Raw genomic sequence first — 23,811 nt, forward strand, 5'->3', positions numbered from 1 at the left:
TATCCATCAGGGCAAGGAGTGCTGCGCCGTGCGCCATACTTTCGAACTCACTCCGGCTGTTCTCGCCGCGCTCCGGGCTCCCCGCCCGTATCCCGCCATTTCGCTGCTCATGCCCACGCACCGGCAGGCGGCCCAGGACACGCAGAGCGCCATCACCCTGCGCAACATGATCGCCGGCGCGAAGAAGCAGCTCGCCGACGATCCGGGCCTGGCCCGGGAGAAGCGGATGGACGTGGAGAAGCAGCTGGACGCGGCCGCCGCCGAAGTCGATCTGCGCAACGCGGCCAAGACCACCCTGGTCCTGGCCGCCCCCGGTGAACACGAGGTGTGGGCCCTGCCGACCGAGACCGCCGAGCGGGTGGTCATCGCAGGCACCTTCCTCACCCGCGATCTGGTCTCCTCCTGGCTGCACGAGCAGCCGTACTGGGCACTGGTCATCTCCGAGGACCGCAGCCGGCTGTGGCACGGCGCCGGGGACACCCTGGAGGAGGTCACCGCTTTCGGCTTCCCCGCCCGGCCGGAGATCCCCGACCACCAGGACGCCCAGCCCGGCGCCAACTTCGGCGACTACGGCGGCTCCCACCACATGCACCACGACGAGCGGGTACGCCAGTATCTGCGCGCGGTCGACGGCAAGCTCGCCGACGCCGTGCGTTCCAATCCCGCGCCGGTACACCTGGTCGGGCTGGAGATGACGCTCAAGGCGTTCGAGGCGCTGTCCCGCAACACCGAGCACCTGGGCGCCCGCGTGGCGCGCGGCGGCAGCGACAAGGCGACCGGCCACGAGCTGGCCGAGATCCTGCACCCGGCCCGCGAGGAGTACGCCGCCCGGCGGGAGCAGGAGGCCCTGGACCGGCTGAACAAGGCCCCGGGACAGCGCCGGTTCGCCGCCGGGCTGGACGAGGTCTGGCGGGCCGCGCACGAGAGCCGCATCGAGCTGCTGCTGGTCGAGGAGAGCTTCGAGGCCACCGCGGTGCCCACGGGGACGCATCTGGCCCCGGCCGAGTCGCCCGAGGTGCCCGGCGCCGAGGAGGACGTCGTCGACACCCTCGTCGAGACCACGCTCGGCACCGGGGCCGAGGTCATGTTCGTGGGCGACGGCCGTCTCGAGGCCCACGGCCGGGTCGCGGCCGTCCTGCGCTACTGATGGACACGGCCACGGCGCGCGCCCTGCTCCCCGCCGCGGTGGAGGAGGCGTGCGCCGGGCTGGCCGAGGGCGGCGTCCCGATCGGCGCCGCGCTGTACGGCCCCGACGGCACTCTGCTGGGGCGGGGGCACAACCGCCGCGTGCAGGACGGGGATCCGTCCATGCACGCGGAGACGGCCGCGTTCCGGGCCGCCGGACGGCTGCGCGGCTACCGCGGTACGACGATGGTGACGACGCTCTCCCCCTGCTGGTACTGCAGCGGGCTGGTCCGGCAGTTCGGCATCCCACGGGTCGTCATCGGCGAGGCGGACACCTTCTACGGCGGGCACGACTGGCTCGCGGAGCACGGCGTCGAGATCGTCGTGCTCGACGACGCCGAATGCAAGGCGCTGATGCGGGACTTCATCCGGGCCAACCCCGAACTCTGGTCCGAGGACATCGGAGACTGACGCACAGTGAGCAGCAGATCTCTGCCGGGACCGCCCGCAGCACGCCGTGCGCCCGACCGGGCGGCATGTCGGTCCTGAATTGACTGAAAAGACATCTTAGGTAAGCCTTACCTTGTCTGATTCGTCGTCCTGGAGGCCTCTGTGTCCGCTCTGTCCCCGGAGCCCGCGCTGTCCGTACTGCCGTCGGCGGCTCCGCTGTCCGCGGACGGACCGCAGCGAAAACCGGGGCTCTACGACTCGTGGTGGACCGTGGCCGCGGCAGCCGTGCTCGCTTGCCTCGCACTGACCTGCTGCATATGGACGTCCGTACATCTGCGGGTCGATCCCGCCCTGCACACCGTGGCCCTCTTTCTGCATCTCGCCTCGCTCGTGCTCGGCTTCGGGGCCGTGATGGTGGCCGACTACTACGGTCTGCTGTGGATGTCCGGGCGGTGCGGCCTGCAGGACATGCTCGGCGCGACCTCGCGGCTGCACACGCCGATCTGGGCCGGACTGGCCGGACTTGTGACGACCGGGATGATGCTGCACCCCGACCTGTCGTCCCCGCTCACGCTCACCAAGCTGGCCCTGGTCGCCGTACTCACCGTCAACGGCCTCCAGGCCGGGCTGCTCAACCGGCGGATGAAGCAGCGGCAGAGCGACCTCCGCCCAGGCGCCCGGCTCGGCACCGGGCTGCTGGCCTGGGGGGCCACGACCGCGACGGTCTCGCAGATCGGCTGGTGGGGAGCCATGCTGATCGGGTTCCTCAACAGCAGCCGCTGAGCACGGTGCCGGCACAGCTGCCCTCGCCGTCGGCACGGCAAACCACTCCGGACCGATGCTCCGCAAACCGGCTGGTGAGCGCGGACTGCCCATGGAATGCCTCACATCCACGGCCCATCCGAACGGGTCGGACCAGCAGGTAGAGTTCGGGCACGTGAACGCAGCCTCCCCCACCGTGACCGTCGTCGGGATCGGCGCCGACGGCTGGGCAGGACTCCCGGCCGCGTCGCGAGATGCCCTGCTGCGCGCCGAGGTCCTCATCGGCGGAGCACGGCAGTTGGACCTCCTGCCCGCCGACTGCGCGGGCGAACGCGTGACCTGGCCGACTCCCCTGCGCGCCGCCGTCCCCGGACTCCTCGCGGCGCACGCCGGACGCCGTGTCTGCGTACTCGCCAGCGGGGACCCCATGTTCTACGGCATCGGCCGCACCCTCGGCGAGATCGCCGGGCCGGACACACTGCGCGTGCTCCCCCACCCCTCGTCCGTCTCGTACGCCTGCGCCCGGCTCGGCTGGCCGGTGGAGGAGACGGACGTCGTCACCCTCGTCGGACGCCCGGCCGCCGGACTGACCCGCGTACTGCACGACGGACGACGCGTCCTGGTGCTCAGCGCCGGCGCCGCGACCCCCGCGGCCGTCGCGGCACTCCTCCGCGAACAGGGCTACGGATCCAGCCGGATGCGCGTCCTGGAACAACTGGGCGGTGAACGGGAGCGGCAGCTCGACGGCACCGCCGACACGTGGGAGCACCCGGCCGGCGATCCCCTCAACGTCATCGCCGTGGACTGCGTACGCGATCTTGGCGCCCTGCGGCTGGGCACCGTACCGGGACTTCCCGACGAGGCGTACGAGAGCGACGGCCAGCTCACCAAGCGGTACGTACGCGCCGCCACGCTGGCCGCACTCGCGCCCGCCCCCGGCGAACTGCTCTGGGACGTGGGCGGCGGCTCCGGTTCGATCGCCATCGAATGGATGCGGGCACACCCCTCGTGCCACGCGGTCTCCGTCGAGCGTGACGCGGTACGGGCCGAACGGATCGGACGCAACGCCCAGGCCCTCGGTGTCCCCGGACTGCGCGTCGTGACCGGCCGCGCCCCCGCCGCGCTCGCCGGACTCCCCGTGCCCGACGCGGTGTTCATCGGCGGCGGACTCACCGCCCCCGGACTGCTGGCCGCCTGCTGGGACGCCCTGCCCACCGGAGGCCGGCTGGTCGCCAACACGGTGACCCTCGAATCCGAGGCGCTGCTGACCGAGTGGTACCGGCGGCACGGGGGCGACCTGGTCCGGCTCGCGGTCGCCCACGCCGTGCCGGTCGGCGGATTCACGGGGTGGCGGCAGGCCATGCCGGTCACGCAATGGGCTGTCACCAAGGCAGGAGAAGAAGAACGATGACCGTGTACTTCATCGGCGCCGGGCCCGGCGCCGCCGACCTGATCACGGTGCGCGGCGCGCGTACGCTCGCGCGCTGCGGAGTGTGCCTGTACGCCGGCAGCCTGGTGCCCCACGAACTCCTCGACGAATGCCCGCCGGACGCGCGGCTCGTCGACACCGCGCAGCTCGACCTCGACCGGATCACCGAGGAGCTCGTCCGCGCGCACGAGGCCGGGCACGACGTGGCCCGCCTCCACTCCGGCGACCCCTCCGTCTTCAGCGCCGTCGCCGAACAGATGCGGCGACTGGACGCAGCCGGCGTGCCCTACGAGGTCGTGCCCGGCGTGCCCGCCTTCGCCGCTGCCGCGGCCGCGCTGAAGCGTGAACTGACCGTTCCCACGGTCGGCCAGACGGTGATCCTCACGCGCGTGGCCCAGCAGGCCACGCCCATGCCACCCGGTGAGGACCTCGCCACGCTGGGCCGCAGCGGCGCGCTGCTGGTGCTGCACCTGGCGGCGCGTTACGTCGACCGGATCGTCGGAGAACTCCTCCCCCACTACGGCGCGGACTGCCCCGCCGCGGTGGTGGCCATGGCCAGCCGCCCGGACGAACTGGTGCTGCGGGGCACGCTGGCGGACATCGCGGACCGGGTGAAGGAGGCGGGGGTCCTGCGGACCGCGGTCATCATGGTGGGGCGGACGCTGGGGGCTTCGCAGTTCCGCGACAGCCATCTGTACTCGGCGGACCGCGAACGCCACGAGCCCTGCGCCCCCGTCCCGGGCGCCCCCGTCGCCTGACACACATGGTGCCGGGGCTGCGGCCGTCGCGCAGCCCCGGCACTCGATCAGTGCGGCGGGCTTGTCACTCCCAGGCGCAGTGGACGTGGTTGCCCTCGTCGAGGGCCTCGGTGGCACCGTAGGCGCGGCAGGCGCTGACGAAGGTCGCGTTGCTGACCGACATGTTGTCCGCGTCGAACGCGATGCCCTCGTAGTGGTTGGAGGTGCTCGAGTGGTCACCGCCGGCGATCTCGGTGACCAGGAAGGTGTAGCCGCGCTCGGTGGCCAGCTTGAGCATGCCGTTGAGCATGGCGGTGGAGAGCCAGACCTCGCGCTCGCCGACGTCGCTGTAGTTGCTGGTCTCGGCGGTGGTGCCGTTCTTGGTGTCGGTGATGTTGGCCTGGGCCGTGGAGTCGGGGTCGGAGACGCCGCTGATGTGGTAGGTCAGCAGCGAGATCCGGGAGTTGGCGTCGATGGACGCGGCGAGCTGCGCGCGGCTGGTGCCGCCCCCGCCGCTGCCGGAGCCGCCGACCAGGGCGTTCCAGGTGGCGGCGCCGACGACGCCGTCGGCCGTGAGGCCGTGCTTGGACTGGAAGTTCTTGGCCGCGTTGACCGACGCCGTACCGAAGGCCCCGTCGACGGCAAGGCCGTAGCCGTACCGGTTGAGCTGGGTCTGGGCCGCCTTGGCGGCGCTGCCCGAGCTGCCGTTCTGCACGGTGACGACCAGCTTCGGCCAGGTCAGCGGGCCGACGGAGCCGTCGGCGGCGAGCCCGTTGGCGCTCTGGAAGGACTTGACCTTGGTCTCGGTGCCCGCGCCGAAGATGCCGTCGGCCGTGGTGGCGTAACCCCGGTGGGTGAGCAGGTGCTGAACGGTCGTCACCTGGGCGCCGCTGTCGCCGCGGGCGATGACCGGCCAGGTGGCGGCCTGGGCGGTGCCCGGGCCGAGCAGTACGGCGACGAGCGCCGCGAGGACCGTGGCGACAAGTGCCGGGAAACGTCTCTGCATGATTCTCCTTGACTGTGCCGCGGGGTGACGGACGGTCCCCCCGCCCGCGGAATGGATCACAGCTGCGGGACCGATTGTGGCCCCGGAAACAACGAACCAGCGTGTCCCACGGGGAAGTCGGGATGAGCAGAGAACGCTGGGACGGGAGCGGAGACGTCCCGAGGGCGTCCCGTACTCGGCATACGGGGCTCCTGAGACGGACGGCACAGGGAAGCGTGACCAGGGAAGTCTGGCGCCGTGTCGCGACGCCTGTGACCCCAGGACCCTTCTCCGTAAGGACTTGACGATGGTTTCGATCGACCGTCCCCACCTGCACCGGCGCTCCGTGCTCGGCGGTGCCCTCGCGCTGGGCACGGCAGCCTTTCTGCCGTTGCACTCCGCCGGACGGGCCTACGCCGCCGGTCCGGTGATCCACGACTGTGCGGAGTGGGGCGCCCGCAAGCCCAGCAGCCCGGTGAACGTGCTCCAGACCGTCCCGCACAAGATCATCGTCCACCACACGGCGACCGCGAACAGCACGGACTACTCGCAGGCGCACGCCTTCTCGCTCGCCCGCTCCATCCAGAACCACCACATGGACGTCAGGGGTTTCATCGACACCGGCCAGCACTTCACGATCAGCGCCGGCGCCCACGTCATGGAGGGCCGGCACAGCAGTGAGGCAGCGCTGGCCTCCGGCACCCAGTACGTCGAGTCCGCCCACTGCACCGAACAGAACACGGTGGCCGTCGGCATCGAGACCGAGGGGACCTTCACCACCCAGGAGCCACGCCCGGCCCAGTACACAGCGCTGGTCCAGCTGTGCACCCATATCTGCCGGCAGTACGGGCTGCGCGCCTATCAGATCTACGGACACCGCGACTTCAACAACACCGACTGCCCGGGCGACCGCCTCTACGCGCTGCTGGACCGGCTCCGCGCCGATGTGGCCGCCGCGATCGGCGGCGATCCGACCGCGCCGGTCTGGCCCGCGCTGCGCGGCGGTGACACCGGAGAACGAGTGAAGACGCTGCAGTACCTGCTCGTTCGGCATGGGACCACGCTCACCGTGGACGGCTCGTTCGGGCCGCTCACGGAGGCCGCCGTGCGTGACTTCCAGACCGTGTCCCGGGCCGCGGTGGACGGCGTCGCCGGGCGGCAGACCTGGAACCAGCTGGTCGCGCCGGTGCGGACGGGGGACTCCGGCGACGCCGTACGGGCGGTGCAGAGCCGGCTCGTGTCGCTCGGCCACAGTCTCGTCGTCGACGGGCAGTTCGGCACCGCCACCCGGAGTGCGGTGACGGCCTTCCAGAGCTCCGGGGGGCTGCCCACCGACGGTGTGGTGGACGCCCGGACCTGGAGCCGTCTGGTCGCCTGAGCACCGCCCCCGTCCGCGCCCCGGCCCGCGTACCGTCCCGAGTTCCCCTTGGGACGGTCGGGGCACCAGCCGTCAGCAGTCGTACAGCGAGTTCGGGTGAACCGCTTCGCAGTACCGGATGTGCAGGTGGTTGTCGTGGTTGGTGAGCGGCTCGGTCAGGCCCTCGTCGATCAGGACGGGGTCGTTGAACCAGATGACCTTGATGTGTCCGGGTGCGGCCGCGCGGATCGCCTGCACCAGCTTGCGGGTGGCGGCACGGTCGTACGTCGAGGACTGCCAGGTGATGCGGCTCGCGGTGCACTGCGCGGCGTCCGTGCGGATCGGCCACACATCGGCGTCCATTCCGGCCTCGTGGCTGGAGTGCCCGTTGATGTCACCGCCGTGCTCCCAGCTGAGGTCGCCGACGGGCACACGGCCTCGTCCGTTCGAGGAGAAGGTGGCCGCGGCGGCCTCCAGCTGGCCGACCGCCGCACCGGTGCCCCAGTTGGCGCTGGTGTTGCCGTCCGGGTTCTCGTCGCACAGCGTTCCGGCACCGAAGTTCACCGACTCGTAGTGCCACAGGAGATTGCGCCAGGTGTCGGCGCCGACGACGCCGTCGGCGCCCAGTCCCGCGTGGCTCTGGAAGGTACGCACCGCGGAGGCGGTGCCGGAGCCGAAGACGCCGTCGACGGTGAGGCCCGCGCTGCGCTTGGCGTTCAGCAGTGACTGGACGGCCTTGACCGCCGGACCGCTGTCGCCCTCGCGGACGGTAATGATCGCCTTGCCCCAGGTGGCCGGGCCGACGATGCCGTCGGCCGCGAGACCGTTCGCGCCCTGGAACGACTTCACGGCCGACACCGTGCCCGAACCGAACACCCCGTCCGTGGCGAGGCTCTGACCGCGCGCGTTCAGCAAATGCTGCAGCGCGACGACGTCGGACCCGCGGGTCCCGGTGCTCTGGGTCGGGAAGAAAGCCCCGGCGAAGGCATCCGCCGGACGGCCGAGACCGAGCAGCAGGGCCAGTGTCGTGGCCAGCAGGACGACAAGTCGTGGTAACGGCAGGGGAATTCTTGCGGCGAACAAGGTCATGGGTGTCTCGCTCCTTGGGGACGGTCGTCGCGGTGAGCAGAAGGCCCCATCATCGGCACGCACGGCCGTCCGTGGAATGTCCCGCAGAGGGGTGCGGGATATCCCGGGACGGCCCGCGGCCCGACCGCTTCACCCGTTTGAACCTCGTACATCCAGCGGGTGTTGACCCTGTGTCGAGTGGTACTCATGATGTGCCCTGTTGGGAACAGGACGGGGGTGGGCCATGACGCGGGGGACGGACGACACGGACGGGACGGCCGAACCGAGGGAGACACTTGCCGAGGAGATGCGCCGCATCAAGGAGGCATCGGGACTCAGCTTCGGCCGACTGGCGAACCGCACGCACTACAGCCGGTCTTCCTGGGAGCGCTTCCTGAACGGCAAACAGCTGCCGACCAGGGTCGCCGTGGAGCAGTTCGCGGACGCGGCGGGCGAGGACCCCGCGCCATTGCTCGAGCTGCTGGGGGCGGTGGCGGCCGGCGGGCAGAGGCCCCAGGGGCAGAAGGGCAATCCGACGGAACCGGAGGCGCCCGCGGCCCCGCTCCCGGTGGCGGGGCCCGGTCCGGCGCGCCCGGCGCCACCGGCCGAGGTGGTCGATCCCGGACCCGACGTGGTCGAGCCCGAGCCGCCCGGCGCGGCCGGGCCGTCGCGCCCGCGCACCGAACCACAGTGGCGGCGTACGGGCCGTACCGTCGGCCTGCTCGCGGCCGGCGCACTGCTGGGCGGAGCCGCCACCGCGCTGACGGTCGGCTCCGCGCAAGGCCCGAACCTCGAAAGCAGCTGGACCGCCGCGCATCGGACGCCCCAGCCGTCACAGTCGTCCCGGATGTCCCACCCGCCCCAGAGCCGCCCCTCCGATCCGGCCGCCGCGGTCGAGGCGGATCCGGGCTGCCGCGGGGACGTCTGCATCGGCCGGGAGCCTCAGTCGATGGACTGCCAGTGGGACGCGGTCACCGTCCGGACGGCCTGGCTTCGCGGCATGCACATCCAGTTGCGGTACAGCCCCGGCTGCCAGGCGGTCTGGGGCCGGATCGAGAACGGCACGGTCGGGGACACGGTCACCATCAAGAACAGGTTCGGCCGGGAACAGACCGCGGTGATCCGCGTGGGCACCGACACCTACACGCGCATGCTCGCCGTCTCCCGCGAGGCCCCGCACGACACGGTCGCCATCTGCGGCGCCATCCCCAGCCAGCGCGAACGCGAATGCTCACCGCTCGCCACGGTGCAGCCCTGACCCCGGCGTCGGCCCGGGGGGCGCGCCTTCAGGCGGGGCCCTTCGGGGTCGTGCGACCTACGATCGTGCCCGCGCGGTCGATGCAGATCACGTCGACCGTGACCGGCGCGCCGCGCAGGACCGCCAGGGCCTGGTCGCGGGCGGTGGCGGCGACCATGTCGCCCAGGGGGACGCCCTGCGCCGCGCACAACTGAAGTGCGGCAAGGCCGGTGTTGGCCTTGGCGATGGCGGAGGCCAGCGATTCGGACGCGCCGGCTTCGCGGGCCAGTTCGGCGAGGAAGCCCTTGTCGACCTGGGAGCGCGCGGAGTGCAGGTCCATGTGGCCGGCGGCCAGTTTGGAGAGCTTCGCGAAGCCGCCGCAGATGGTGAGGCGGTCGACCGGGTGGCGGCGTACGTACTTCAGCACCGCGCCCGCGAAGTCGCCCATGTCGAGGAGGGCGTCCTCGGGGAGGCCGTGGACGGAGACGACCGTCTTCTCGGAGGTCGAGCCGGTGCAGCCTGCCACATGGGTGCGGCCCGCCGCTCGGGCCACGTCCACTCCTCGGCGGATCGAGTCGATCCAGGCCGAGCAGGAGTAGGGGACGACGATCCCGGTCGTGCCGAGGACGGACAGGCCGCCCAGGATGCCGAGGCGCGGGTTCCACGTACTGCGCGCGATTTCCTCGCCGTTGTCGATGGAGATGGTGATCTCGGCGTCGCCGGAGGCCTCGTACCGCGCGGCGACCGTCGCGATGTGGTCGCGGATCATCTGACGCGGGACGGGGTTGATGGCCGGCTCGCCCACGTCGAGCGGCAGCCCGGGCCGGGTGACCGTGCCGACGCCCGGGCCGGCGCGGAAGACGATACCCGTGCCGGGCGGCAGCAGCCGTACCGTGGCCCGTACCAGCGCGCCGTGCGTGACGTCGGGATCGTCGCCCGCGTCCTTGACGATGCCCGCCATGGCCCGCCCGTCGGACATCAACTCTGCGGCCAGGGCGAAGGCCGGGGTCTGGCCCTTGGGCAGGGTGATGGTCACCGGGTCGGGGAAGTCCCCGGCCAGCAGGGCCGTGTACGCGGCCGTGGCGGCCGCGGTCGCGCAGGCGCCGGTCGTCCAGCCGTGGCGCAGGCCGGTGTGTTTGAGTTGGGCGCTGCGGCCGCCGGTCGCCTCAGTCATGGAAGGGCCCGATGAACGTCATACGGCATGTGCTGATCCTCGGTGGGACGACGGAAGGGCGCCGGCTCGCCGAGCTGCTGCACGGCCAGGTACGGGTCACGTCCTCGCTGGCGGGGAGGGTCGCACAGCCGCGGCTGCCCGCCGGGGAGGTCAGGGTCGGCGGTTTCGGCGGGGCCGAGGGCCTCGCCCGCTGGCTGCGCGAGCACCAGGTGGACGCGTTCATCGACGCCACCCATCCTTTCGCCGGGACGATCAGTTTCAATGCGGCCTGGGCGGCCGCCTCGGCCCATGTTCCCCTGCTCGCGCTGCGACGGCCCGGCTGGGTGCCGGGTGCCGGGGACGACTGGCGTCCGGTGGGCTCGCTGGCGGAGGCCGCGGAGGTGCTGCCGGGGCTGGGAAGGCGGGTGTTCCTGACCACCGGGCGGATGGAGCTCGCTGCCTTCGCGCACCTGGACGAGCTGTGGTTTCTCGTACGGTCCGTGGACGCGCCGGAGGCCCCGTGTCCGGCCCGTACGGAAGTGCTGCTGGACCGGGGGCCGTTCACCTTGGAGGGTGAGCGGGAGCTGCTGCGCCGCCATGGAGTCGACGTCGTGGTGACGAAGGACAGCGGCGGCGCCGCGACGGCCCCCAAGCTGACCGCGGCCCGCGAGGCGGGCATCCCTGTGGTGGTGGTACGCCGCCCGCCGGCCCCGGAGGGCGTCCCGGTGGCGGCCACCCCGGAGGAGGCGGCCGCCTGGGTACGGGACATCTTCGGGTGACGGACGGGCGTCAGGCTTCCGGATAGCGGCGGGGCGTCCAGACGATCTCCTGGCCGTCCCCTCGTCGTACCGCCCGGGTCTGCGACGAGCCGATCAGCAGGATCGTCCGCATGTCGACCTCCGCCGGGTCCAGGTCGGCCAGCCGGACGATCCGCACGGACTCCTCCGGGCCGCCCACGTCCCGGCCGAGGACGACCGGGGTGTCGGGGGCCCGGTGCTCCAAGAGCAGTTCACGGGCCTTGCCGACCTGCCAGGTGCGGCTGCGTGAGCCGGGGTTGTACAGGGCGAGTACGAGATCCGCGGTCGCGGCGGCGCGCAGCCGTTCCGCGATGACCTCCCAGGGCTTGAGCCGGTCGGAGAGCGAGATCACGGCATAGTCGTGGCCGAGCGGCGCACCCGCCTTCGCGGCGGCCGCGTTGGCGGCGGTGACACCCGGAAGCACCCGCACCGGCACGTCCCGGTAGGCGTCCTGGGAGGCGACCTCCAGGACCGCCGTGGCCATGGCGAAGACGCCCGGGTCGCCGCCCGACACCACGGCGACGCGCCGGCCGCGCCGGGCGAGGTCGAGGGCGAACTCGGCGCGCTCGGACTCGACCTTGTTGTCGGAGCCGTGCCGGAGCTGGCCGGGACGTACCGGGACGCGGTCCAGGTAGGTGGTGTAGCCGACCAGGTCCGTGGCGGAGGAGAGGGCGCCGCGCGTCTCGGGCGTGAGCCAGAGCGGGCCCGCGGGACCGGTGCCGACGACCACGACCTCGCCCCGCGCGGGTTCGGCGGGCGGGTTGGCGATACGGCTCGGTACGACGGCCACCGCGAAGTACGGCACGGAGTCGGCGTCGACCGAGGCGAGGGTGTCCGTGCGCTCGCCGGTCATCGTGGCACGTTCCACGTACCGCGCCTCGGCGAGACGTCCGGATGCCTCCATGGCGCCGCGCACTGCGGGGAACGTGCGGCCGAGCTTCATCACGACCGCCGCGTCCGTGGACGCCAGACGGGCCGTCAGTTCCTCCTCCGGCAGCGTGCCGGGCAGGATCGTCAGCACCTCGTCGGCCTCGACGAGCGGAGTGCCGAGCCGGGCCGCGGCGGCGCTCACCGAGGTGACGCCGGGGATGACCTCGGTCGGGTAACGGTGGGCGAGCCGCTTGTGCATGTGCTGGTACGAGCCGTAGAAAAACGGATCGCCCTCGGAGATCACGGCGACCGTCCGGCCCGCGTCGAGGTGCGCGGCGAGACGCTGTGCGCATTCCTCGTAGAAGTCGTCGAGTGCGCCGCGGTAGCCGCCGGGGTGGTCGGTGGACTCCGTGGTGACCGGGTAGACCAGCGGCTCCTCGATGTGGTCGGCCCGCAGATGCTTCGCGGCGATGGAGCGGGCGATCGAACGGCCGTGCCGGGCGCTGTGGTACGCGATCACATCGGCCTCGGCGATGACCTCGACGGCCCGTACCGTCATCAGCGACGGGTCACCGGGGCCGAGTCCCACGCCGTACAGACGGCCCTTGTCCTGGGTGCTCACTCCGCCTCGCTCGCTATCGCGTTGATCGCCGCCGCGGCCATGGCGCTGCCGCCACGGCGACCGCGGATGATCAGGTGGTCCAGCTTCGAGGGGTGGGCGGCGAGTGCGTCCTTCGACTCGGCGGCGCCGATGAAGCCCACCGGCACACCGATGACCGCGGCCGGGCGGGGAGCACCCTCCTCGATCATCTCCAGCAGCCGGAAGAGGGCTGTGGGCGCGTTGCCGACCGCGACGACGGAGCCCTCCATGCGGTCGCGCCACAGCTCCAGCGCGGCGGCGCTGCGCGTGGTGCCCATCTTCGCTGCGAGTTCCGGCACGGACGGGTCGGAAAGTGTGCAGATCACCTCGTTGTCGGCGGGCAGCCGCTTGCGGGTGACACCGGACGCGACCATCTGCGCGTCGCACAGGATGGGCGCGCCGGCCCGGAGCGCGGCGCGGGCGTTGGCCACCGCGTCCGGGGTCCAGCCGAGGTCGCGTACGAGATCGGTCATCCCGCACGCGTGGATCATGCGCACCACGACCTGGGAGACATCGGCGGGCAGGGCCGCGAGATCCGCCTCCGCGCGGATCGTGGCAAAGGACTGGCGGTAGATCTCCGCGCCGTCCTTCTCGTACTCGAACACTGTGCTCTCGCTCATCTCGTCGCTGTCGTTGCCCGCGCCGCCGCGATTGCGCCGGCGAGTTCTGCTGCGGTCACGCCGGTACGGACCGGCTCTCCGAGTACGGAGATGTCGTAGCCGGCGCCGGTCGCCACCACGTCCACCCAGGTGCCGTGCGGGTGCCCGCAACGGCGTTCGCACCCCGACCAGTACACGGGCAGTCCGCCCCGTCCCGACCCCACGGTGGCCGCGGCGTCGGACCGTACGTCGGAAAGGGACTTGGCACAACCGGGGCGGCCCGTGCACGCACCGACGCCCACCCAAGGGGACGCGGGGTCCGTGACCAGGCCGACAGCCGCGTCGGCACCGGGATCGGCGACGACCACGCCGCGCCAGGGTGTCACACGCAGTTCGCCTGCGCCTTCGGCGAGTTGTCTCCACTGGGCGGCGGTGAGCCTGCCGAGCGGGGCGAGCACGGAAAGGGCACTGCGGCCGCCGGGCCCCTCGACGAGTCCGGGCGCGGGCGGGGCGCCCTCGGGCAGAGGCTGCTCGGCGGGTACGCACGCGATACCCGCGGCGGCCAGGCGGGCGGCAACATCCCTTGCGAGCAGGGCGTGCTCCGGCGGAAGTTCACGTACCCGCCAGGCCCGTGTACCACTGTCCCGGGCCGCGTCGAGGAACGCCCCGGCGGCGACCAGCGCGGCCCGCGGACCGTCCTCGGCGCGCAGCCGCAGCGCGGTGGGGTCGCCTGCGACGCGCAGGACCGCGGACCCGTCCGGCTCTGCGATCAACATCACATCGGCCCGGAGGGTGGTGATGTCTCCCCGCCCGTCGTCGAGTCCGAAGAGAAAGCGGCCGGACAGCGCGGTGGCATTGCCATCCGCGCACAGCAGCCGGTCCAGTTCCCGCACCCAGGGCTGCACATCGGCATGCCCGTTGCCGTCCAGACCGGACAGCGGCGAGGCCACGATGTTGCGAACGCGCTCATGACTGGGCGAGGGAAGCAACCCCGCTCCGTCCAGCACGTCCGCCAGCTCCCGGCCACAGCCGCCGGCCAGCCCGCGCAGCTGCACATTGCCGCGCGAGGTGATGTCCAGATGCCCGTCGCCGAGCGACTCGGCGGCGTCGGCGAGGACTTCGGCCTGGCTCACGGTGAGGTAGCCCGCGGGGATGCGGATACGGGCCAACGCCCCGTCATCTGCGGAGTGCAGCCGCAGTGCCCCGGGGCAGGCGTCACCACGGTCCCGTACGACTGACATGGCGGCGAGCGTACCAACGCTGCGCCGCCCACCCCTCGGTGGGCGTCGCGCCTGAGGACGGACGGAGACGCCCACCCGACGGTGGGCCCAGGAGCGCGGCACGCCGCCAGCGGTATGCTGCCCGCGCGGGCCACCAGGCCCGCTCTTCGCCAGTGACGGCGACAGGGGAGGAAGCCCGGTGAGAGTCCGGCGCGGTCCCGCCACTGTGAGCCCGGCACAACGCCGGGTGAGCCAGGAACTCCCGCCGTCCTCACCACCGCCCGGGGCGCGGACACCCCGAGGAAGGCCTGCGCTCGCATGATCCTGCTGCTGTCTACCTCCGACACCGACCTGCTCAGCGCCCGTGCGGCGGAAGGGCCGGTGGAGTACCGGTTCGCGAATCCGTCGCGGCTCGACGTAGGCGACCTGCCCGCCCTGCTTCAGGGCACGGACCTCGTCGTCGTGCGTCTCCTCGGCGGCATCCGGGCTTGGCAGGAGGGCCTGGACACGCTCCTCGCCCAGGACCGGCCGGTCGTCGTGCTCACCGGTGAACAGGCGCCGGACGCCCAGCTGATGGCGGCCTCGACGGTCCCCGTCGGCATCGCGGCCGAGGCGCACGCCTATCTCGCGCACGGTGGCCCCGCCAACCTGGAGCAGTTGGCGCGTTTCCTGTCCGACACGGTGCTGCTGACCGGTCACGGCTTCGAGCCGCCCGCCGCGGCGCCGGCGTGGGGGCCGCTGGAGCGGGCCGCCCGCGAGGACATCGACGGCCCCACGGTGGCCGTGCTCTACTACCGCGCCCATCACATGAGCGGCAACACGGCCTTCGTGGATGTCCTGTGCGGCGCGATCGAGGACGCCGGGGGCCGCCCGCTGCCGCTGTACGTGGCCTCGCTGCGCGCCCCGGAGCCGGAGCTGATCGAGGCGCTGCGCGGCGCGGACGCGCTGGTCACCACGGTGCTCGCCGCGGGCGGTACCAAGCCGGCCGAGGCGTCGGCCGGTGGTGACGACGAGGCGTGGGACGCGGGCGCGCTGGCCGCGCTGGACGTGCCGGTGCTGCAGGCGCTGTGCCTGACCTCGTCGCGTGATGCGTGGGAGGAGAACGACGAGGGCCTGTCCCCGCTGGACGCGGCCGGCCAGGTCGCGGTGCCGGAGTTCGACGGCCGTCTGATCACGGTGCCGTTCTCCTTCAAGGAGATCGACGCGGACGGTCTGCCGTCCTATGTCGCCGACGCGGAGCGCGCGGCCCGGGTGGCCGGGATCGCCGTACGGCATGCCCGTCTCCGCCACATCCCGAACGCCGAGAAGCGCCTGGCGCTGGTCCTGTCGGCGTACCCGACCAAGCACTCCCGGATCGGCAACGCGGTCGGTCTGGACACCCCGGCAAGCGCGGTGGCGCTGCTGCGCCGCCTGATCGCGGAGGGCTACGACTTCGGCGACGAGCCGGTGCCGGGCCTGGAGTCCGGCGACGGCGACGAGCTGATCCGCGCCCTGATCGAGGCGGGCGGCCACGACCAGGACTGGCTGACCGAGGAGCAGTTGGCCCGTAATCCGGTGCGTATACCGGCCGCCGACTACCGGCGGTGGTTCGCCGAGCTGCCGTCCGAGCTGCGCGAGCAGGTGGAGGAGCACTGGGGGCCGGCGCCGGGCGAGATGTTCGTGGACCGCAGCCGCAATCCCGAGGGCGACATCGTGCTCGCGGCCCTGCGCCGCGGCAATCTGCTGATCCTGATCCAGCCGCCGCGCGGTTTCGGCGAGAACCCGATCGCGATCTACCACGACCCCGATCTGCCGCCCTCGCACCACTACTTGGCGGCCTACCGCTGGATCGCGGCCGTGCAGGCGGACGGCGGCTTCGGCGCGGACGCCATGGTCCACCTCGGCAAGCACGGCAACCTGGAGTGGCTGCCCGGCAAGAACGCGGGTCTGTCCGCGGCCTGCGGACCGGACGCGGCGCTCGGCGATCTGCCGCTGGTCTATCCCTTCCTGGTCAACGACCCGGGCGAGGGCACGCAGGCCAAGCGCCGGGCGCACGCCACGCTGGTCGACCACCTGGTGCCGCCGATGGCGCGTGCCGAGTCGTACGGCGACATCGCGCGCCTGGAGCAGCTGCTCGACGAGTACGCGGGCATCTCCTCGATGGACCCGGCGAAGCTGCCCGCGATCCGCGCGCAGATCTGGACGCTGATCCAGGCCGCGAAGCTCGACCACGACCTGGGTATGGACGAGCGCCCGGACGACGACGGCTTCGACGACTTCCTGCTGCATGTCGACGGCTGGCTGTGCGAGGTCAAGGACGCCCAGATCCGCGACGGTCTGCACGTCCTGGGCGGTGCGCCGACCGGCCCGGAGCGGGTCAATCTGGTCCTGTCGATCCTGCGCGCCCGACAGATCTGGGGCGGTACGTCCGCTCTGCCGGGTCTGCGTGAGGCGCTGGGGCTGGACGAGTCCGCGGCGACCCGTGCCGCCGCCGACGCCATCGAGGCGGAGGCCCGCGGACTGGTCGAGGCGATGGAGGAAGCCGGCTGGGACCCGGGGGCCGTACCCGCAGTCGCCGACCAGTACGGCCATGACGTCAGGGCCGTCCTCGACTTCGCCGCCCGTCAGGTGGTGCCGCGCCTGGCCGCGACCACCGACGAGCTGAATCACGCCGTGCACGCGCTGAACGGCGGTTTCGTGCCGGCGGGCCCGTCGGGCTCGCCGCTGCGCGGCCTGGTCAATGTGCTGCCGACCGGCCGTAACTTCTACTCCGTCGACCCCAAGGCGGTGCCGAGCCGCCTCGCCTGGGAGACCGGGCAGGCGCTCGCCGACTCGCTGCTGGAGCGCTACCGCTCCGACAACGGCGAGTGGCCGACCTCGGTGGGCCTCTCCCTGTGGGGTACGAGCGCGATGCGCACCTCCGGCGACGACGTCGCCGAGGCGCTGGCCCTGCTCGGTGTGCGCCCGCTGTGGGACGAGGCCTCGCGCCGGGTCAACGGCCTGGAGCCGATCCCGCCGGCCGAGCTGGGCCGCCCTCGTATCGACGTCACCCTGCGCATCTCCGGTTTCTTCCGGGACGCCTTCCCGCATGTGATCGGCCTGCTGGACGACGCGGTGCGGCTGGTCGCCTCGCTGGAGGAGCCGGCCGAGCAGAACTTCGTTCGCGCCCACACCCAGGCCGACCTGGCCGAGCACGGCGACGAGCGGCGGGCGACCACCCGTATCTTCGGCTCCCGCCCGGGTACGTACGGGGCCGGCCTGCTCCAACTGATCGACAGCCGCGACTGGCGTACGGACGCCGACCTGGCCGAGGTGTACACGGTGTGGGGCGGCTACGCGTACGGCCGTGGCCTGGAGGGCCGCGCGGCCCGCGCCGAGATGGAGAGCGCGTACAAGCGGATCGCGGTGGCGGCGAAGAACGCCGACACCCGCGAGCACGACATCCTCGACTCGGACGACTACTTCCAGTACCACGGCGGCATGGTGGCCGCGGTGCGCGCGCTGCGGGGCACCTCGCCCGAGGCGTACATCGGCGACTCGACGCGCCCCGAGACGGTGCGTACCCGGACGCTGGTGGAGGAGACCTCGCGGGTCTTCCGCGCCCGGGTGGTCAACCCGCGCTGGATCGAGGCGATGCGCCGCCACGGCTACAAGGGCGCCTTCGAACTGGCCGCGACCGTGGACTATCTGTTCGGCTACGACGCCACGACGGGCGTGGTCCCGGACTGGATGTACGACAAGGTCGCCGAGACCTACGTACTGGACCCGGAGAACCGGGAGTTCCTCCAGGAGGCCAACCCCTGGGCACTGCACGGCATCGCGGAGCGCCTGCTGGAGGCCGAGTCCCGCGGCATGTGGGAGAAGCCCGACCCGGCGGTGCTGGAGGCGCTGCGCCAGGCGTTCCTGGAGACCGAGGGCGACCTGGAGGGCGGGGAGGACTGAACGTCCGGAAGGCCGTGCGGACCCAGGTGGTCCGCACGGCCTTCCGCACATCGCGCAGAGCCCTCCGGCACTTTCAGTGGGCTGGAGTGCTCAGCTCCCGAAGTGGCTTCGTCGCAGGTCAAGAGGGCCTGGATATCGCGGGGTCGGCGGGCCGGCGGCAGAGGTCCGGGCCGGCTCACGCAGGAGAGCTGCGAGCTTGCGGAAGGCTGCGGGGCGCCGAGGTGGCGTGAAAGTCCCGGTCGAGGCCGTCGTCCATGGTCCAATGACATACGCTTCAACATCGCAAACATCTTCGAGGGTACATGCCTTCGATGACTGGACGAGCGGTCAGCTGAGTGGAGGTCACAGGCGTGGCCTCGTAGGTCACGAGCGGGGTGGTCGGCATGGGGTTCGAACAGGAATGGCAGACCGCGCGGGCGGAGGCCGCCGAACAGCAGTCGGCGAGCATGCGATTGAATCAGCTCCCTGCGGACCCCTCGGGCCCCACGGGGGCGGGGACGTTCGGTTCCACACCGGCGGAGAAGAAGGCCGCGGCGAACACGATCGAGACCGAGTTGGAGCCGAACACCAAGAAGGCCACCGACTGGGCCGACGAGGCTTCCAACGCCGCGATCCAGGGCTTCGACGGCTGGCAGACGGCAGCGGGCCTGAAGAAGGTCCAGGAGACCTGGGACCAGCAGGTCAAGACCCTGATGGGGCGGCTCTCCTCGGAAAAGGGCGCGCTGCGCGTCACGTCCGGCCTGTTCCTGAACAACGATGCCGGTATTCACAACCAGTTCGCACCGCTGTCGACCTCAAAACTCAACGGCCTGTGAAGTCAGGAATGCCGACGAACCGAACGCAACAGGTGAACGGATGCTGACCTACCAAGAGATCATGACCACCGACTTCGGTCGGCTCACCACCGCCGCGGACAAGTGGGATTCGATGGCGGGCGAGATCAAGAAGGTCGAGGACCGCTACAAGGACTCCGTCCAGAAGATCACCATGGGTCCCTGGACCGGCCTCAGCGCGGGCACCGCCCACATCAGCTTCGCCGGCACACGCCACGAGTACGGCGCCGCGCAGACCCAGGCGAAGGCCATAGCCTCTCTGCTGCGCGATGCCCACACCCAGTTCGCCGATCTCAAGAAGAAGGTCGAATCCGCGCGCGCCGAGGCGATCGAAGCCGGCATGAAGGTCTCCGATCAGGGCATCGCCAGCTTCGACTTCTCCGGGATCGACGCACGCGAAGCCAACACCATCCGCCACGACCCCGAACTCCCCGGCATCGAACAGTCCTGGACCTCACGCATCCAGCAAACCGTCAGAGCCTTCGACGACGCCGACCAGGGCGTCAAGATCGCCCTCGAAGCCGTCGTCGTCGACGGCCCCCTCCAGTGCGTTCCCGGCAAGAGCAACGACGACCGAGAGGTCAACGGCTTCAACGCCGACGCGCAGGGCGACATCGAGGTGTACGAAGCACTCAACGCGGAAGACATCGCCACCCGCATCAACAGTGGCGACAAGGTCTCGGCGAACGACTACGCCGAGCTCAACCGCTCCTTCCGCGACAACGCCGACAACAAGGCGTTCAGCCAGACCTTCCTCCACGGCCTGGGAACCGATGGCACGATCAAGCTCTCCAACAAGCTGAACGACAAGGAGCACCGGGACCTCGAGCGGGGGCTGGCCAACACAGTGGCCGGAGCGACCCAGGTTCCTGGGAAGACCTCCGAGATGCCCCCGGGCTCCAAGAAGTTCAACGAATGGCTCAACAGCCCGGACGGAAAGTTCTACAAGGAGTGGACCGAGAGCCTCGACAAGTCCGGCACCAAGAACTTCGGGAAGAACACCGATCCGTTGTACGGGTACCAGTCGTTCGTCAGCATGATGCAGCACGCCGATGCCAGATACGACGATCAGTTCCTCTATCAGCTCGGTGACGACCTGATCGCCGCCGAGAAGAAGCAGGAGACCATCTTCACCAAGTGGGGCGGCGGCCATGAGGGAATCCAGAGCGACGCGCTCGACGGTCTCCTCAGTGTGATGAGCAGGAATCCGGAGGCCGCCACCTCGTTCTTCGACCCGAAGGGCAACGGCGCGGGCGAGGACCACGTCGGCAACGACCACCTGAAGTACCTCCTCGGCAGCGGCGACGACTCCCGTGACTGGCCGAAGAACGTCTTCACGGGTTACGGGGTCACCACCATCGAGGACCCCACCAGCCGGATGGGGCTGGGCGCGGCGCTGGAAGCGGCCACCACCGGACGCGAACCCAACTCGGACGGGGCGGCCTTCGACCACCACTCGGAGGCCCAGGCGCGCGTGATGCAGGAGACCATCACCATCCTGGACAAGGACGGCAAGGGCGACACGATCCCGGAGATCCTCAAGGCCCCCCTCGGACGCGCCCTCGCCGACTACACCGTCGACACCCACGCCATCCTCAGCGGCACCGAGCCGAGCAGCCCCGGAGGCGGCTCCGACATCAAGGCGAACGGCGAGGACTCGAGCATCACCAGCAGCAAGCACAGCCTGATCCGCGTGATGCGGGGGGTGTCCGACGGGGTGTACGGGACGACTCCCGAGGGCGAGTCGGTCCTCGTCTACGACCTCCTGTACGAGAACGAGAAGCGCTACTCGGCCGAATACCTGGCCACGACCAGGGACGCCACGGACGAGCAGAAGAACAACGTCGTCGGCGACTGGGACAACAAGGCGCGCCATGTCGGCAAGGTGTACGGCACGATGACCGCCATCGGATCCGACATGATCCTCGACGACCGTGACACCAAGATCGGCAACCTCAACGACGACATGCGCTACACGTACCACGGCGTCGGTGCCCTCTTCACCCAGATCCCGGTGGTGGGCGACCCGATTCAGCGCATGATCGACGCGGCCACCTACGAGTACTCCAAGGATGTGACAGCGGCGGCGGAGGACTTGGCCAGGACCAAGGACAGCACCGTCACGTCCACCGGTATCGGCGGCACGAACTCGCTGCTCGACGCATGGGGGACCGAGCACCGCATCAGCAACACCGAGGCGCACGCGCATGCCAAGGGCGAGGCCGAGCAGAGCTTCATCACCGGCCGCGAGGACGCGTACTCGGCCCTGCGCACGAGGAAGTGAGATGACGAACGGAAGCGGCCGGGCAGCTCTCGGACGAAAGGTCGTCGCACCCGTCCTGGCGATCGCCGTCCTGGCGGTGGGCGCGCACCTGTGGCTGAACACCAACCTCTTCGGCCGCGAGGACGTGTGCGGGGGGCTGGTGTCCACCGACTCGGCCGATGCCGTCTTCGCATCGTCCGGCCGTGTCTCCGACCGGGACGGTCTGGATTCGCGGCCGGGCGACCGGCTCGACTTCACCTGCACCGTGGAGAGCTCGTCCTTCCTCCCGGGATCGGACACCGAGCGCCTGAGGATCTCGGGGAGCCGCGAGCGCGGCGACTTCCCTTTCACGGACGACGGCCGTTGGCCCGGCCCGGCCACGGTGTCGTTCTTCTCCGGCGGCGCCACCGGCGCAGTGGGCGCGGACCACGGCTGGGTCCTGCTGCCCGGAGAGTGCACGACGGAGGACGGGCCCGCCATCGTCGAGGGATACGCCCCGCAGGGCTCGGATCCGGTGAAACTCGCCCGGCTCCTGACCGACGTCGCCGACAACGCGGCCGAGCGTGCGGGCTGCACGGCCAAGAGGCCTCTCACCGCCCCCGTCACCCTCGCCGCAGCCCCCGAGCCACGTCAGGTCAGGGACGGCGCGGTGTGCGGCCTCTCGGGTCTGGAGTTCCCCGGACCGGCAGGACGAGCCGCGGTGAAGGAGACGGTCCAGGACAGCACGGGCCCCACCTGGTCGTGCGAGGTCGCCGGGCACGCCACCTATGCCGTGACTCAGGAGCCGCGCATCGTCGCGGGCATCCGCTCCTCGCCTGGGTACGCGGAGCAGCCGCGGGTGGCCGGCCGCCAGGTGTCGGGCTTCGATCACTTTCACGTGGTCACTGACTGCGCCGGCACTCCGACGTATTTCTCCATGGAGTTCGGCCGGAGCTACACCTCCGCCGTCGGGGCGCCCGGCACCCCCCGCCTGCAGGACCTGTTCGACAACTTCGTCGACGTCGCCGGCAAGCAGTTCGGCTGCTCTGCCCCGACATCCTGACCAGGGCCACGCAAGGATGAGAGCACTGAGGACACGACACGTGAGACATGGACGACACCGACTGGCGATCGCAGCCGCTTTGACGGCGGCGACCCTGACGGCCGGCTGCCAGAGCGACGGCGGCACGGCGCCGCTGAGCCTGAACCGCCTGACCGAGACCGCCGACGGTGTGCCGCCCGAGGGGACGAACACCTGCCCGCTGCCGTACGACATGGCCAAGGCCGCGAAGGCCGCGGGCCTGGACGCGGCGGCCGGCCCGGGGCCGGTGCAGGACAGTGACGCGCCCGTCGCCACGGCCGAGGGCGGAAAACGGGCCAAGCCCGGGGAACCGCTGGCCCAGAACCCGGGCGCCCTGGTGAGCTGCACGTTCCACATCGGTCGGGACGACGTGCAGGTGCACACCGTCGCCACCCGCAAGCCGCACGCGATCGCCCCACTGGCACCGGTGGTCGGGGCGCTGGCCGGGGCATCCACCGACGACCTGATCAGCTATATGAAGAAGGCCGGCAATGCCGCGGTCGGAGAGGTGGTCGTCACCGACAACGGCAACGTCGCCGCCGTACGCCTGAAGCTCGACGGCGACGGGGACGCCTTCCTCCTGGTCGGCGTCGGGGAGGCGGGGTCCGCAGCCCCGGACCGGAAGCAGGTCGGCGACCTCGCCGAAGCGCTCGCGGGCCAGGTCGAGTAGAAGAAAGCCGGATGCTCGCTGCTTGCCCGCCCGGTCGTGATCACGCCGACTTCCGGCGCTGCCCGGTGTCGGTACGGCGTCGCGGGAGTGCTTCGACGTCATGCTCGACCGGATCAAGGCGGCCGGGGTGACGTACTTTGCCGACCCCAGCCATACCGAACCCGGACAGGTCAACGATCTCTTCGGTGGCCGCGGGGTGTACTTCGACGACCCCGACGGCCACAACATGGAGATCGCAACGCGTCCCTGCGTCCGGCCGTATGCGAACCGGCTCAGTGCGGGCTGCCGTTGGCAGCCGCGGTGACGAAGACGGCGAAGGACGGACGAGTGCCCGAAGCCGCCCTCGCCATCACCCGCCCCACCGCCCGTCGGCGAACTCGCTGAGGACGGGCGGGGCCTGCTGCTGGTCGCCGCCGTCACCGACCGCTGGGGTGTGGAGGAGCTGCCGGGCGGGGCGGGCAGGACAGTGTGGTTCGAGTGCGACCGCGCGGACGGGTGAGGCGATGCCTGCCGCCAGGAGTTGCCGTCAAAGTGTCAGGCCCGCATCGGGAGCGATGCGAGGGTGACGGCTGCCTGATCGGAAACCCTGGTCCTGGGCCCGGTGGTCGGCGCGGGCCGCCGCCGGCTGCCGAATA

At 71.3% G+C, this 23,811-nt stretch carries 19 protein-coding genes, 1 pseudogene and 1 riboswitch; of the genes and pseudogenes, 14 read left to right on the forward strand and 6 right to left on the reverse strand.

Annotated features, from left to right (window positions below):
* Window positions 1-28: 28 nt before the first annotated feature.
* The 5 genes from ABD858_RS08995 (at window position 29) to cobM (ending at window position 4,524) form a co-directional block, all read left to right on the forward strand.
* Window positions 29-1,147: a baeRF3 domain-containing protein gene (locus tag ABD858_RS08995; RefSeq protein WP_345035706.1), complete on the forward strand. Its 1,119-nt coding sequence runs from the start codon at window positions 29-31 to the stop codon at window positions 1,145-1,147.
* Window positions 1,147-1,596: a nucleoside deaminase gene (locus ABD858_RS09000; protein ID WP_345035707.1), complete on the forward strand. Its 450-nt coding sequence runs from the start codon at window positions 1,147-1,149 to the stop codon at window positions 1,594-1,596. The genes ABD858_RS08995 and ABD858_RS09000 overlap by 1 nt, the downstream gene beginning before the upstream one ends.
* Before the next feature lie 141 nt (window positions 1,597-1,737).
* Window positions 1,738-2,358, forward strand: a complete 621-nt coding sequence (locus tag ABD858_RS09005) for a hypothetical protein (RefSeq protein WP_345035709.1) — start codon at window positions 1,738-1,740, stop codon at window positions 2,356-2,358.
* Window positions 2,359-2,512: 154 nt separating this feature from the next.
* Window positions 2,513-3,748, forward strand: a complete 1,236-nt coding sequence (gene cbiE, locus ABD858_RS09010; protein WP_345035710.1) for a precorrin-6y C5,15-methyltransferase (decarboxylating) subunit CbiE — start codon at window positions 2,513-2,515, stop codon at window positions 3,746-3,748.
* Window positions 3,745-4,524, forward strand: a complete 780-nt coding sequence (gene cobM, locus ABD858_RS09015) for a precorrin-4 C(11)-methyltransferase (RefSeq protein WP_345035711.1) — start codon at window positions 3,745-3,747, stop codon at window positions 4,522-4,524. The genes cbiE and cobM overlap by 4 nt, the downstream gene beginning before the upstream one ends.
* Before the next feature lie 64 nt (window positions 4,525-4,588).
* Here the strand turns inward: cobM and ABD858_RS09020 are convergent, their stop codons facing one another.
* Window positions 4,589-5,509 carry a peptidoglycan-binding domain-containing protein gene (locus ABD858_RS09020; RefSeq protein WP_345035713.1) on the reverse strand — a complete coding sequence of 307 codons (921 nt, stop codon included), beginning with the start codon at window positions 5,507-5,509 and terminating at the stop codon, window positions 4,589-4,591.
* A gap of 286 nt (window positions 5,510-5,795) precedes the next feature.
* Between ABD858_RS09020 and ABD858_RS09025 the strand changes: the two genes are divergently transcribed.
* Window positions 5,796-6,866: a peptidoglycan recognition protein family protein gene (locus ABD858_RS09025; RefSeq protein WP_345035714.1), complete on the forward strand. Its 1,071-nt coding sequence runs from the start codon at window positions 5,796-5,798 to the stop codon at window positions 6,864-6,866.
* Between the two features lie 72 nt (window positions 6,867-6,938).
* On the opposite strand, the gene ABD858_RS09030 is transcribed toward ABD858_RS09025, so the two are convergent.
* The gene (locus tag ABD858_RS09030; RefSeq protein ID WP_345035715.1) at window positions 6,939-7,934 is read right to left on the reverse strand and encodes a peptidoglycan-binding domain-containing protein; all 996 of its coding nucleotides are present in this window, start codon (window positions 7,932-7,934) and stop codon (window positions 6,939-6,941) included.
* Between the two features lie 223 nt (window positions 7,935-8,157).
* On the opposite strand from ABD858_RS09030, the gene ABD858_RS09035 reads away from it, so the two are divergent.
* Complete coding sequence (locus ABD858_RS09035) at window positions 8,158-9,171, forward strand: helix-turn-helix domain-containing protein (RefSeq protein ID WP_345035716.1); 1,014 nt, start codon at window positions 8,158-8,160, stop codon at window positions 9,169-9,171.
* A 28-nt stretch (window positions 9,172-9,199) separates the two neighbouring features.
* Here ABD858_RS09035 and ABD858_RS09040 read toward each other — a convergent pair whose 3' ends face one another.
* Window positions 9,200-10,324, reverse strand: a complete 1,125-nt coding sequence (locus tag ABD858_RS09040) for a cobalt-precorrin-5B (C(1))-methyltransferase (protein ID WP_345035717.1) — start codon at window positions 10,322-10,324, stop codon at window positions 9,200-9,202.
* 11 nt (window positions 10,325-10,335) lie between these two features.
* On the opposite strand from ABD858_RS09040, the gene ABD858_RS09045 reads away from it, so the two are divergent.
* Entirely contained in the window at window positions 10,336-11,082 is a 747-nt protein-coding gene (locus ABD858_RS09045; RefSeq protein ID WP_345035718.1) for a cobalt-precorrin-6A reductase, read from the forward strand.
* A 10-nt stretch (window positions 11,083-11,092) separates the two neighbouring features.
* On the opposite strand, the gene ABD858_RS09050 is transcribed toward ABD858_RS09045, so the two are convergent.
* From ABD858_RS09050 to cobG, 3 genes are read right to left on the reverse strand one after another with little or no spacing between them, the layout of a single operon-like run.
* A complete protein-coding gene (locus ABD858_RS09050; protein ID WP_345035720.1) occupies window positions 11,093-12,592 on the reverse strand; it encodes a precorrin-2 C(20)-methyltransferase in 1,500 nt (499 codons plus the stop codon).
* A complete protein-coding gene (locus ABD858_RS09055) occupies window positions 12,589-13,230 on the reverse strand; it encodes a precorrin-8X methylmutase (RefSeq protein WP_345035721.1) in 642 nt (213 codons plus the stop codon). Before ABD858_RS09055 ends, ABD858_RS09050 begins: the two co-directional genes overlap by 4 nt.
* Window positions 13,227-14,450 (reverse strand): precorrin-3B synthase, encoded by a 1,224-nt coding sequence (gene cobG, locus ABD858_RS09060; RefSeq protein ID WP_345035722.1) that lies wholly within the window; start codon window positions 14,448-14,450, stop codon window positions 13,227-13,229. The genes ABD858_RS09055 and cobG overlap by 4 nt, the downstream gene beginning before the upstream one ends.
* 146 nt (window positions 14,451-14,596) lie before the next feature.
* Window positions 14,597-14,691: riboswitch (cobalamin riboswitch) on the forward strand.
* 56 nt (window positions 14,692-14,747) lie between these two features.
* Between cobG and cobN the strand changes: the two genes are divergently transcribed.
* The 6 genes and pseudogenes from cobN to ABD858_RS09090 form a co-directional block, all read left to right on the forward strand.
* Window positions 14,748-18,350, forward strand: coding sequence for a cobaltochelatase subunit CobN (cobN, locus tag ABD858_RS09065; protein ID WP_345035723.1), 3,603 nt, complete (start codon window positions 14,748-14,750; stop codon window positions 18,348-18,350).
* A 383-nt stretch (window positions 18,351-18,733) separates the two neighbouring features.
* A complete protein-coding gene (locus ABD858_RS09070) occupies window positions 18,734-19,165 on the forward strand; it encodes a hypothetical protein (RefSeq protein WP_345035725.1) in 432 nt (143 codons plus the stop codon).
* A gap of 40 nt (window positions 19,166-19,205) precedes the next feature.
* On the forward strand, window positions 19,206-21,467 hold the full coding sequence (locus ABD858_RS09075; protein WP_345035726.1) for a hypothetical protein: 2,262 nt from the start codon (window positions 19,206-19,208) through the stop codon (window positions 21,465-21,467).
* Between the two features lies 1 nt (window position 21,468).
* The gene (locus ABD858_RS09080; protein WP_345035727.1) at window positions 21,469-22,488 is read left to right on the forward strand and encodes a hypothetical protein; all 1,020 of its coding nucleotides are present in this window, start codon (window positions 21,469-21,471) and stop codon (window positions 22,486-22,488) included.
* A gap of 40 nt (window positions 22,489-22,528) precedes the next feature.
* Entirely contained in the window at window positions 22,529-23,176 is a 648-nt protein-coding gene (locus ABD858_RS09085) for a hypothetical protein (protein ID WP_345035728.1), read from the forward strand.
* Window positions 23,177-23,261: 85 nt separating this feature from the next.
* A pseudogene (locus ABD858_RS09090) lies at window positions 23,262-23,480 on the forward strand (VOC family protein); the annotation flags it as partial.
* Between the last annotated feature and the right edge of the window lie 331 nt (window positions 23,481-23,811).

Origin of the sequence: Streptomyces sannanensis, assembly GCF_039536205.1 — a bacterium.
Taxonomy (GTDB): domain Bacteria; phylum Actinomycetota; class Actinomycetes; order Streptomycetales; family Streptomycetaceae; genus Streptomyces; species Streptomyces sannanensis.